Consider the following 13572-nt stretch of genomic DNA (forward strand, 5'->3'; position numbering starts at 1 on the left):
GCCGGAATTACCAGGACCGGCGCGAGAACACCGGTGACAGGGCCCTGGGGCGGCAGCGTGGGACATGGGGGGAGTGCGGGTCCGACGGGGGTTGCCCCCTGCCGGCTCTGATCATGCGGAGCACTCCTTCTCTCCTGCTTCCCACCGGTGATGTGCGCGCCGAATTGATTCGTGGAGAGATGTCGACAGTGTCCAAGAGTGAGTCCGAGGAATTCGTGTCCGTGTCGAACGACGCCGGTTCCGCGCACGGCACAGCGGAACCCGTCGCCGTCGTCGGCATCTCCTGCCGGGTGCCCGGCGCCCGGGACCCGGGAGAGTTCTGGGAGCTCCTGACGGCGGGCGGCCAGGCCGTGACCGACATCCCCGCGGACCGCTGGAACGCGGGCGACTTCTACGACCCGGACCGCTCCTCCCCCGGCCGCATGAACAGCCGGTGGGGCGGGTTCGTCGAGGACGTCGACCGGTTCGACGCGGCCTTCTTCGGCATCTCGCCCCGCGAGGCCGCGGAGATGGACCCGCAGCAGCGGCTCGCCCTGGAGCTGGGCTGGGAGGCCCTGGAGCGCGCCGGGCTCGACCCGTCCTCACTCGCCGGCACCCGTACCGGCGTCTTCGCCGGCGCCATCTGGGACGACTACGCCACCCTGAAGCACCGGCAGGGTGCCGCCGCGATCACCCCGCACACCGTCACCGGCCTCCACCGGGGCATCATCGCGAACCGGCTCTCGTACACGCTCGGGCTCCGCGGCCCGAGCCTGGTCGTCGACTCCGGCCAGTCGTCGTCGCTCGTCGCCGTCCACCTGGCGTGCGAGAGCCTCCGGCGGGGCGAGTCCGAGCTCGCGCTCGCCGGCGGCGTCTCGCTCAACCTGGTGCCGGACAGCACCATCGGCGCGAGCAAGTTCGGCGGTCTCTCCCCCGACGGCCGCGCCTACACCTTCGACGCGCGCGCGAACGGCTACGTACGCGGTGAGGGCGGCGGTTTCGTCGTCCTGAAGCGGCTCTCCCGGGCGATCGCCGACGGCGACCCGGTGCTCGCCGTGATCCGGGGCAGCGCCGTCAACAACGGCGGTGCCGCCAAGGGCATGACGGCCCCCGACGCGCAGGCGCAGGAGGCGGTGCTCCGGGAGGCCCACGCGCAGGCCGGGACCGCGCCGGCCGACGTGCGGTACGTCGAGCTGCACGGCACGGGCACCCCCGTGGGCGACCCGATCGAGGCCGCGGCGCTCGGCGCCGCCCTCGGCACCGGCCGCCCGGCCGGACAGCCGCTCCTCGTCGGCTCGGTCAAGACGAACATCGGGCACCTGGAGGGCGCGGCCGGGATCGCCGGCTTCATCAAGGCCGTCCTGGCGCTCCAGGGCCGCGCGCTGCCCGCCAGCCTGAACTACGAGACCCCGAACCCGGCGATCCCCTTCGAGGAACTGAACCTCAGGGTGAACACGGCGTACCTGCCGTGGGAGCCGGAGCGCGACGGACAGCGGATGGTCGTCGGCGTGTCCTCGTTCGGCATGGGCGGGACGAACGCGCACGTGGTGCTGGAGGAGGCCCCGGACGTCGAGGCAGCGGAGGGCGACGGGCCGTCGGCCGTCGGCGGTGTGGTGCCGTGGGTGGTGTCCGCGAAGACCCCGGCCGCGCTGGACGCGCAGATCGGGCGCCTCGCCTCGTACGCGGGCAGCCGTACGGACGTCGATGCGGGTGCGGTCGCGCGCGTACTGGCCGGTGGGCGTGCGGAGTTCGAGCACCGGGCCGTCGCGATCGGTGCCGGATGGGACGGCCTCGTACAGACCTTGGCCGATCCGGAAGGGCTGATACGCGGCACGGCCTCCGGCATGGGCCGGGTGGCGTTCGTGTTCCCCGGGCAGGGCACGCAGTGGGCCGGGATGGGCGCCGAACTCCTGGGTTCTTCCGAAGAGTTCGCCGCCTCGATGGCCGAATGCGAAGCCGCGCTCGCCCCGTACGTGGACTGGTCGCTCGAAGCCGTCGTCCGGCAGGCGCCCGGCGCGCCCACCCTGGAGCGGGTCGACGTCGTCCAGCCCGTCACCTTCGCCGTCATGGTCTCCCTCGCCCGCGTCTGGCAGCACCACGGCGTGACCCCGCAGGCCGTCATCGGACACTCCCAGGGTGAGATCGCCGCCGCATACGTCGCCGGAGCCTTGAGCCTGGACGACGCCGCGCGTGTCGTCACCCTGCGCAGCCAGTCCATCGCCGCACACCTCGCGGGCAAGGGCGGCATGCTCTCCCTCGCGCTGGGTGAGTCTGCGGTTCTGGAGCGACTGGGCGCCTTAGACCGGTTGTCGGTCGCCGCCGTGAACGGACCTGCCGCCACGGTGGTGTCGGGTGACCCCGTACAGATCGAGGAGCTTGCGCAGGCGTGCAAGGCCGACGGGGTCCGTGCGCGGATCATCCCCGTCGACTACGCCTCCCACAGTCAGCAGGTCGAGATCATCGAGGACGAGCTCGCGGAGGTCCTCGCCGGGCTCACCCCGCAGGCGCCGCAGGTGCCGTTCTTCTCGACGCTCGACGGCGCCTGGATCACCGAGCCGGTCTTGGACGGCGGTTACTGGTACCGCAACCTCCGCCACCGCGTCGGCTTCGCCCCCACCGTCGAAACGCTGGCCACGGACGAGGGCTTCACCCACTTCGTCGAGGTCAGCGCCCACCCCGTCCTCACCATGGCTCTGCCGGAGACCGTCACCGGTCTGGCGACCCTGCGGCGTGACAACGGCGGCCAGGACCGCCTCGTCACCTCCTTCGCCGAAGCATGGGCCAACGGCCTCGCGATCGACTGGAGCCCGCTCCTCCCCCCCGCGACCGGCCGGCACCCCGACCTCCCGACGTACGCCTTCCAGACCGAGCGCTACTGGCTGGGCGAGATCGAGGAGCTCGCCCCCGCGGCCGAACTGCCGGTCCGGCCCGCCGTGCTCCGCCCGGAGGCCGCCGAGCCGGCGGCGCTAGACCGGGACGAGCAGCTGCGCGTGATCCTGGACAAGGTCCGGGCGCAGACGGCCCAGGTGCTGGGGTACGCGTCCGGGGGCCGGGTCGAGGTCGACCGGACCTTCCGTGAGGCCGGTTGCACCTCCCTGACCGGTGTGGACCTGCGCAACCGGATCAACGCCGCGTTCGGCGTACGGATGGCGCCGTCCATGGTCTTCGACTTTCCCACCCCCGAGACGCTCGCGGAGCAGCTGCTCGTCGAGATGCGCGGAGAGGCCCTGGGGAAGCGGGGGGCCGGGGTCGGGTCCGGGGCCGAGTCGGCTCCGGTGGCGGCGGTGGCCGGTGCCGTCGACGAGCCGGTGGCGATCGTGGGCATGGCGTGCCGCCTGCCGGGCGGTGTCGCCTCGCCGGACGACCTGTGGCGGCTGGTGGCCGGGGGCGGGGACGCGATCTCGGACTTCCCGCAGGACCGCGGGTGGGACGTGGAGGGGCTGTACCACCCGGACCCCGAGCACGCCGGTACGTCGTACGTCCGCGAGGGCGGGTTCATCGAGAACGTCGCCGGTTTCGACGCGGCGTTCTTCGGGATCTCTCCGCGCGAGGCCCTCGCCATGGATCCGCAGCAGCGTCTCCTCCTCGAAACCTCCTGGGAGGCCGTCGAGGACGCCGGGATCGACCCGACTTCCCTGCGGGGACGGCAGGTCGGCGTCTTCACCGGGGCGATGACCCACGAGTACGGGCCGAGCCTGCGGGACGGCGGGGAAGGCCTCGACGGCTACCTGCTGACCGGCAACACGGCCAGTGTGATGTCGGGCCGCGTCGCGTACACGCTGGGCCTGGAAGGCCCCGCCCTGACCGTGGACACGGCGTGTTCGTCGTCGCTGGTAGCCCTGCACCTCGCCGTGCAGGCCCTGCGCAAGGGCGAGGTCGACATGGCCCTCGCCGGCGGCGTGGCCGTGATGCCCACGCCCGGGATGTTCGTGGAGTTCAGCCGGCAGCGCGGCCTGGCCGGGGACGGCCGGTCGAAGGCGTTCGCCGCGTCGGCGGACGGCACCAGCTGGTCCGAGGGCGTCGGCGTCCTCCTCGTCGAGCGCCTTTCGGACGCGCGCCGCAACGGACACCAGGTGCTTGCGGTCGTGCGTGGCAGCGCGGTCAACCAGGACGGCGCGAGCAATGGCCTTACGGCTCCGAACGGGCCGTCGCAGCAGCGCGTGATCCGGCGGGCGCTGGCCGATGCCCGGCTCACGCCGGGTGACGTGGACGTCGTCGAGGCGCACGGCACGGGCACGCGACTCGGCGACCCGATCGAGGCCCAGGCCCTCATCGCCACGTACGGGCAGGGCCGGGACGGCGAACAGCCTTTGAGGCTCGGGTCGTTGAAGTCCAACATCGGACACACCCAGGCCGCCGCCGGTGTCTCCGGCGTCATCAAGATGGTCCAGGCGATGCGCCACGGGCTGCTGCCCAAGACGCTGCACGTGGACGAGCCGTCGGACCAGATCGACTGGACGGCGGGCGCGGTCGAACTCCTCACCGAGGCCGTGGACTGGCCGGAGAAGGGCGATGGCGGACTGCGGCGGGCGGCGGTCTCTTCCTTCGGCATCAGCGGGACGAACGCGCATGTCGTACTGGAGGAGGCCCCGGCTGTCGAGGCAGCGGAGGGCGACGGGCCGTCGGCCGGCGGTGGCGTGGTGCCGTGGGTGGTGTCCGCGAAGACCCCGGCCGCGCTGGACGCGCAGATCGGGCGCCTCGCCTCGTACGCGGACGGTCGTACGGACGTCGGTGCGGGTGCGGTCGCGCGTGTACTGGCCGGTGGGCGTGCGGAGTTCGAGCACCGGGCCGTCGCGGTCGGCGCCGGACGGGACGAGCTCGCGGGGGCGCTGGGCGCTCCTGAGGGCCTGGTCCGGGGTGTGGCCTCCGGTGTGGGTCGGGTGGCGTTCGTGTTCCCCGGGCAGGGGACGCAGTGGGCCGGGATGGGTGCTGAACTCCTCGATGTGTCGGAGGAGTTCGCGGCGGGGATGGCCGAGTGCGAGGCCGCGCTCGCTCCGTATGTGGATTGGTCGCTTGAGGCCGTCGTCCGGCAGGTGCCCGGCGCGCCCTCGCTGGAGCGGGTCGACGTCGTCCAGCCCGTCACCTTCGCCGTCATGGTCTCCCTGGCACGGGTGTGGCAGCACCACGGCGTGACCCCGCAGGCCGTCATCGGACACTCCCAGGGTGAGATCGCCGCCGCATACGTCGCCGGAGCCTTGAGCCTGGACGACGCCGCGCGTGTCGTCACCCTGCGCAGCCAGTCCATCGCCGCACACCTCGCGGGCAAGGGCGGCATGCTCTCCCTCGCGCTGGGTGAGTCTGCGGTTCTGGAGCGACTGGGCGCCTTAGACCGGTTGTCGGTCGCCGCCGTGAACGGACCTGCCGCCACGGTGGTGTCGGGTGACCCCGTACAGATCGAGGAGCTTGCGCAGGCGTGCAAGGCCGACGGGGTCCGTGCGCGGATCATCCCCGTCGACTACGCCTCCCACAGTCAGCAGGTCGAGATCATCGAGGACGAGCTCGCCGAGGTTCTCGCCGGGCTCACCCCGCAGGCGCCGCAGGTGCCGTTCTTCTCGACGCTCGACGGCGCCTGGATCACCGAACCCGCCCTCGACGGCACCTACTGGTACCGCAACCTCCGCCACCGCGTCGGCTTCGCCCCCGCCGTCGAGATGCTCGCCGCGGAAGAGAACTTCACCCACTTCGTCGAGGTCAGCGCCCACCCCGTCCTCACCATGGCCCTCCCCGACACCGTCACCGGCCTCGCCACCCTCCGCCGCGACGAGGGCGGCCAGGAGCGTCTGGTCGCGTCCCTCGCCGAGGCGTGGGCCAACGGCCTCCCCGTCGACTGGAGCCCGCTCCTCCCCGCCACCACCGGCCGGCGCCCCGGCGTCCCGACGTACGCCTTCCAGACCGAGCGTTACTGGCTCCAGAACACGCCCGCCCCCCTCACCACCGCCGACGACTGGCGCTACCGCGTCGAGTGGAAGCGGCTCGCGGTCACCGAGGAGACCGCGCGCGCCGGACTGTCCGGTCGCTGGCTCGCCGTCACCCCCGAGGACCACTCCTCGCAGGCTGCCGCCGTGCTCACCTCGCTCGTCGACGCCGGCGCCCGGGTGGAGGTGCTGGCGGCCGGGGCGGACGACGATCGCGAGGCCCTCGCCGCCCGGCTCGCCGGAGTGACGGCCGGTGACGGATTCACCGGTGTCGTCTCGCTCCTCGACGGACTCGTGTCGCAGGTGGCGTGGGTGCAGGCGCTCGGTGACGCCGGGATCGGCGCGCCTCTGTGGTGTGTCACCCGAGGTGCGGTCTCCCTCGGGCGCCACGACTCCCCCGCCGACCCCGACCAGGCCATGCTCTGGGGCCTCGGCCGCGTCGTCGCCCTCGAACACCCCGAACGCTGGGCCGGTCTCGTCGACCTCCCCGCGGACGCCGACCAGACCGCTCTGGCCCACATGCTCGTGGTTCTCGCCGGCCGCACGGGCGAGGACCAGGTCGCCGTACGCGCCACCGGGCTCCACGCCCGCCGTCTCGCCCGCGCACCCCTCCACGGACGCCGGCCCTCCCGCGACTGGCAGCCCCACGGCACCGTCCTCATCACCGGAGGCACCGGGGCCCTCGGCAGCCACGCCGCCCGCTGGATGGCCCACCTCGGAGCCGAGCATCTGCTTCTCGTCAGCCGCAGTGGGGAGCAGGCCCCCGGCGCCGTCCGACTCGCCGACGAACTGCGCACATTGGGCTCGCATGTCACTGTCGCCGCCTGCGACGTCGCCGACCTCGACGCCATGCGCACCCTCCTCGGCACCATCCCCACCGACACCCCCCTCACCGCCGTCCTCCACACCGCCGGAGCGCTCGACGACGGCGTCGTGGACACGTTGACCGCCGCGCAGATCGAGCGGGCCCACCGCGCGAAGGCTGTCGGTGCCGCGGTGCTCGACGAGCTCACGCAGGACCTCGACCTCGACGCGTTCGTGCTCTTCTCCTCGGTGTCGAGCACCCTGGGCATCCCCGGTCAGGGCAACTACGCCCCGCACAACGCCTACCTCGACGCCCTCGCCGCCCGCCGCCGGGCCGGCGGCCGGACCGCCGTCTCGGTGGCCTGGGGGCCGTGGGACGGCGGCGGCATGGCCGCCGGTGACGGAGTGGCCGAGCGACTGCGCCGCCACGGTGTGCCCGGCATGGACCCGGAACTCGCCCTGGCCGCACTGGAGTCCGTGCTCGGCCGGGACGAGACCGCGATCACCGTCGCGGACATCGACTGGGACCGCTTCTACCTCGCGTACTCCTCCGGCCGCCCGCAGCCCCTGGTCGAGGAGCTGCCCGAGGTGCGGCGCATCATCGACGCGCGGGAGAGCGCCACGGCCGGGCAGGGCGGGAACCCGTCCGCGGGCGGGAACCCCCTGGCCGAGCGGCTGGCCGCCGCGGCTCCCGGCGAGCGTACGGAGATCCTCCTCGGTCTCGTACGGGCGCAGGCCGCCGCCGTGCTCCGGATGCGCTCACCGGAGGACGTCGACAGCAGCCGGGCCTTCAAGGACATCGGCTTCGACTCGCTCGCCGGTGTCGAACTCCGCAACCGGCTGACCCGGGCGACCGGGCTCCAGCTGCCCGCGACGCTCGTCTTCGACCACCCGACGCCGCTGGCCCTCGCGGCCCTGCTCCGTGCCGAGTTCCTCGGCGAGGAGGAGACGGCGGCGGACACTGGGACGTCGGTCGCGGGCCCGGGCGATGCCGACACCGATCCGATCGCGATCGTCGCGATGAGCTGCCGCTACCCCGGTGGCGTCCGCAGCCCGGAGGATCTGTGGCGGATGCTGTCCGAGGGCGGCGAGGGCATCACTCCGTTCCCGGCCGACCGCGGCTGGGACCTGGACGGTCTGTTCGACGCGGACCCGGACGCGCTCGGCAGGGCGTACGTCCGCGAGGGCGGGTTCCTGCACGACTCGGCCGAGTTCGACGCGGAGTTCTTCGGTGTCTCGCCGCGCGAGGCGCTCGCCATGGACCCGCAGCAGCGGTTGCTCCTGGAGACGTCCTGGGAGGCGTTCGAGCGGGCCGGCATCGAGCCGGGCTCGCTGCGCGGCAGCAGCACCGGTGTCTTCATCGGCCTCTCCTACCAGGATTACGCGTCCCGCGTCCCCAACGCCCCGCGTGGCGTCGAGGGTTACCTGCTGACCGGCACCACCGCCAGCGTCGCGTCCGGCCGCATCGCGTACACCTTCGGTCTCGAGGGCCCGGCGACGACCGTCGACACCGCCTGCTCGTCCTCGCTGACGGCCCTGCACCTGGCGGTGCGGGCGCTGCGCGGCGGCGAGTGCACGATGGCGCTCGCCGGTGGCGTGGCGATGATGGCGACTCCGCACATGTTCGTGGAGTTCAGCCGGCAGCGGGCGCTCGCCCCGGACGGCCGGAGCAAGGCCTTCTCCGCGGACGCCGACGGGTTCGGCGCGGCGGAGGGCGTCGGGCTGCTGCTCGTGGAGCGGCTCTCGGACGCGCGACGCAACGGACACCCGGTGCTCGCCCTGGTCCGCGGCACCGCCGTCAACCAGGACGGTGCCAGCAACGGTCTGACCGCGCCCAACGGCCCCTCGCAGCAGCGGGTGATCCGGCAGGCGCTGGCCGACGCCCGGCTGACGCCCGGCGACATCGACGCCGTCGAGACGCACGGCACGGGCACCGCTCTCGGCGACCCCATCGAGGCCCAGGGGCTGCAGGCCACGTACGGGAAGGAGCGGCCCGCGGAACGTCCGCTCGCCATCGGCTCCGTGAAGTCCAACATCGGGCACACCCAGGCCGCGGCCGGTGCGGCGGGCATCATCAAGATGGTCCTCGCGATGCGCCACGGCACCCTGCCGAAGACCTTGCACGCCGACGAGCCGAGCCCGCACGTCGACTGGGCGAACAGTGGCCTGGCCCTCGTCACCGAGCCGGTCGACTGGCCGGCCGGCACCGGTCCGCGCCGGGCCGCCGTCTCCTCGTTCGGCATCAGCGGGACGAACGCCCACGTGGTGCTGGAGCAGGCGCCCGATGCGCCGGATGCAGTCGAGGTGGCCGACGTGGCTGGCGGGCACCTGCCCTGGGTGCTGTCCGCCAAGGACGAGCAGTCGCTGCGCGGCCAGGCCGCTGCTCTGCATGCCTGGCTGAGCGGCACCGGTAGCGACGTCGGCAGCGACCCCGCCGGTCTGCGGGACGTCGGGTACGCGCTCGCCACCAGCCGTACCGCCTTCGCCCATCGCGCCGCCGTGACCGCCGCCGACCGGGACGGGTTCCTGGACGGACTGGCCACGCTGGCCGGAGGCGGCACCTCGGCCCACGTCCACCAGGACACCGCCCGGGACGGCTCCACCGCGTTCCTCTTCACCGGCCAGGGCAGTCAGCGCCCCGGCGCCGGCCGTGAGCTGTACGACCGGTACCCCGTCTTCGCCCGGGCGCTCGACGAGATCTGCGCCCACCTCGACGGTCACCTCGAACTGTCCCTGCTCGACGTGATGTTCGCCTCCGAGGGCAGTGCGGAGGCCGCGCTGCTCGACGAGACCGGGTACACGCAGTGCGCGCTGTTCGCCCTGGAGGTCGCGCTGTTCCGGCTCGTCGAGAGCTGGGGCATACGGCCGGCCGCGCTGCTCGGCCACTCGGTCGGCGAGATCGCCGCCGCGCACGTCGCCGGGGTGTTCTCGCTCGCCGACGCCGCACGCCTGGTCGCCGCCCGCGGCCGGCTCATGCAGGAGCTGCCCGCCGGCGGCGCGATGCTCGCCGTCCAGGCCGCGGAGGACGAGATCCGCGCCTGGCTGGAGACAGAGGAGGAGCGGTACGCGGGCCGCCTCGACGTCGCCGCCGTCAACGGCCCGCAGGCGGCCGTCCTGTCCGGCGACGCCGACGCGGCGCGGGAGGCGGAGGCGCACTGGTCCGGTCTCGGCCGCAGGACCCGCGCGCTGCGGGTGAGCCACGCCTTCCACTCCGCGCACATGGACGCCATGCTCGACGGGTTCCGTGCCGTCTTGGAGACGGTGGAGTTCCGGCGCCCCTCCCTGACCGTGGTCTCTAACGTCACCGGCCGGGCCGCGGAGCCGGACGACCTGTGCGACCCCGAGTACTGGGTGCGGCACGTCCGCGGCACCGTCCGCTTCCACGACGGCGTCCGCGTCCTGCGCGACCTCGGCGTGCGGACCTGCCTGGAGCTGGGCCCCGACGGGGTCCTCACCGCCATGGCCGCCGACGGCCTCGGCGCCGACTCCGGCTCCGGCTCCGACGCTCCCCGGCCTCTGCTCGTGGCGCTGCTGCGCCGCAAGAGGCCGGAGACCGAGACCGTCGCGGACGCCCTCGGCAGGGCGCACGCGCACGGCACCGGACCCGACTGGCACGCCTGGTTCGCCGGATCCGGGGCGCGCCGCGTGGACCTGCCCACGTACGCCTTCCGGCGTGACCGCTACTGGCTGGACGCCCCGGCGGACGACACCGCCGCGGACACCGCCGGGCTCGGACTCGGCACCGCCGACCACCCGCTGCTCGGCGCCGTGGTCAGCCTCCCGGACCGGGACGGCCTGCTGCTCACCGGCCGTCTCTCGCTGCGCACCCACCCGTGGCTCGCGGACCACGCCGTACTGGGAAGCGTCCTGCTCCCCGGCACCGCGATGGTCGAACTGGCCGCCCACGCCGCCGAGTCCGCAGGACTGCGCGACGTACGGGAGCTGACCCTGCGCGAGCCGCTGGTCCTGCCCGAGCGCGACGGCGTCGAGCTGCGGGTGACGGTCGGGGAGCCCGCCGATGACGGAGCGCGGCCCGTGTCCCTCCACTCCCGGATCGCCGACGCGCCCGCCGGTACCCCGTGGTCCTGCCACGCGACCGGCGTGCTGGCCACCGACGGGCCCGAGCGGTCCGCCGAGTCCGACCGTGTGGCCGTGTGGCCGCCGCAGGGCTCCGAAGAGATTCCGCTCGACGGCCTGTACGAGCGGCTCCACGGCAACGGCCTCGCCTTCGGTCCGCTGTTCCAGGGGCTGAGCGCGGTGTGGTGGTACGAGGGCGAGGTCCTCGCCGACATCGCCCTGCCGGCGGACGCGCCCGCGCACGCGGCTGCGAACGCGGCTGCGGCGGCCCGCTACGGCATCCACCCCGCCCTGCTCGACGCGTCGCTGCACGCCATCGCGGTCGGCGGGCTCGTCGACGAACCCGAGCGCGTACGCGTCCCGTTCCACTGGAGCGGTGTCACCGTGCACGCGGCCGGTGCCTCGGCGGCCCGGGTCCGCCTCGCACCCGCGGGGAAGGACGCCGTCTCGCTGTCCCTGACGGACGGCGAAGGACGCCCGCTGGTCTCCGTGGAACGCCTCACGCTGCGCCCGGTCTCCGCCGGCCAGGCGGCGGCGAGCCGCGTCGGCGGGCTGATGCACCGGGTGGCCTGGCGTCCGTACGCCCTGACCTCCGCCGGCGTACAGGACGGGTACACCGGCCTGTACGGGCCGACGGCCGTCCTGGGCAAGGACGAGCTGAAGGTCGCCGCCGCCCTGGAGTCCGCGGGCGTCGAGGTCGGGGTCTACCCCGACCTGGCCGCGCTGACCCGGGACGTGGCGGCGGGCGCCCCGGCGCCCCGTACCGTCCTGGCCCCGCTGCCCGCGGGCCCCGCCGACGGCGGCGCGGCGAGCGTACGGGGCACGGTGGGCCGCACCCTGGAGCTGCTCCAGGCGTGGCTCGCCGACGAACACCTCGCGGACGCCCGGCTGGTCCTGGTCACCCGCGGTGCGGTCCGCGACCCCGAGGGGCCCCGCGCCGACGACGGCGGCGAGGACCTGTCGCACGCGGCCGCCTGGGGTCTCGTGCGGTCCGCGCAGACCGAGAACCCCGGCCGGTTCGGCCTGCTCGACCTGGCCGACGACGCCCCGTCGTACCGGACCCTTCCGTCGGTGCTCTCCGATGCCGGGCTGCGCGACGAGCCCCAGCTCGCCCTGTACGACGGCACCGTCCGGCTGGCCCGCCTGGCCTCCGTCCGCCCCGAGCCGGGCGCCGACGTGCCGGGGCTCGACCCGGAGGGCCTCAACTCGGAGGGAACGGTCCTGCTGACCGGCGGCACCGGCGCGCTGGGTGGCATCGTGGCGCGCCATGTGGTGAGCGAGTGGGGTGTGCGGCGTCTGCTGCTCGTGAGCCGTCGCGGCCCGGACGCCCCCGGGGCGACGGAGTTGGTGACCGAGCTGGAGGGTCTCGGGGCCGTGGTGTCGGTAGCCGCCTGCGACGTAGCCGACCGCGAAGGCCTGACCGGCGTACTGGCCGGGATTCCGGCCGAGCACCCGCTGACCGCTGTCGTCCACACGGCGGGAGTCCTGTCGGACGGAACCGTGCCGTCGATGACGACGCAGGACGTGGAGCACGTCCTGCGTCCCAAGGTCGACGCCGCTTTCCTCCTCGACGAGCTGACCTCGACGTCCGCATACGACCTGTCCGCGTTCGTCATGTTCTCCTCCGCCGCCGCCGTCTTCGGTGGCGCCGGCCAGGGCGCGTACGCGGCAGCCAACGCCACCCTCGACGCCCTCGCCTCACGCCGCCGGGCAGCCGGACTCCCCGCCCTCTCCCTCGGCTGGGGCCTCTGGGCCGAGAACAGCGGCATGACCGGCGGACTCGGCCAGGCGGACCTGCGCCGGATGAGCCGCGCGGGCATCGGCGGGATCAGCGACGCGGAGGGCACCGCGCTCCTCGACGCCGCCCTCCGCGACGGCCGGTTCCCGGTCCTGCTGCCCCTGCGCCTCGACGCCGCCGGACTGCACGACGCGGCCGGGAACGACCCGGCCGGGATCCCCGCGCTCTTCCGGGACGTCGTCGGCACCGGGACTGTCCGGCCCCGGCCGTCCGCGGCCTCCGCCACGGCGACGCCGGGGACTCCGGGAACGGAGACCGGCCCCGGCCAGGCCGCCCCGGCCGCGGCCACGCTCGCCGAACGGGCCGCCGCCGTGGACGGGCCCGCACGGCAGCGCCTGCTCCTGGAGTTCGTCGTCGGCGAGGTCTCCGAGGTACTCGGCCACGCCCGCGGCCACCGGATCGACGCCGAACGGGGCTTCCTCGACCTCGGCTTCGACTCCCTCACCGCGGTCGAACTCCGCAACCGCCTCAACTCCGCCGGCGGCCTCGCCCTCCCGGCGACCCTGGTCTTCGACCACCCGAGCCCGGCCGCACTCGCCGCCCACCTGGACGCCGAACTGCCGCGCGCAGCCGAAGACGAAGCCACCGAAGACGTAGCCACCGAGGCCGGGACCGCGACCTCCCGGAGCGTCGCCGACACGGACGCGCTCCTGGCGCAACTCACCCGCCTGGAAGGCACCTTGGTGCTGACGGGCCTCTCGGGCGCCCCCGGGAGCGAAGAGGTCCTGGAGCAGCTGCGGTCACTGCGCTCGATGGTCACGGGCGAGGAGGGGATCGCAGCCGGGTCCGGAACCCCGGATGCGTCCGGGGTCATGGCCGAAGACCCGGCCTGGTTCGGGGGCGGGAGCGGGAGCGGGAGTGAGGGCGGCGCGGGAGTGCCGGACTTCATGACCGCCTCGGCCGAGGAACTCTTCGGCCTCCTCGACCAGGACCCCCGCACGGACTGATCCCTGCCGCACGGTCGCCTCCCGCCCGGACCCCGTCCCGGGCACCTCGACT

At 74.1% G+C, this 13572-nt stretch carries 1 protein-coding gene; it reads left to right on the forward strand.

Annotated elements, in window-relative coordinates; translation table 11 throughout:
* Nucleotides 1-179: 179 nt before the first annotated feature.
* The gene (locus tag OG357_RS14175) at nt 180-13520 is read left to right on the forward strand and encodes an SDR family NAD(P)-dependent oxidoreductase (RefSeq protein WP_443066680.1); all 13341 of its coding nucleotides are present in this window, start codon (nt 180-182) and stop codon (nt 13518-13520) included.
* Nucleotides 13521-13572: the final 52 nt, after the last annotated feature.

It is taken from the genome of Streptomyces sp. NBC_01255 (assembly GCF_036226445.1).
Classification (GTDB): Bacteria; Actinomycetota; Actinomycetes; order Streptomycetales; family Streptomycetaceae; genus Streptomyces.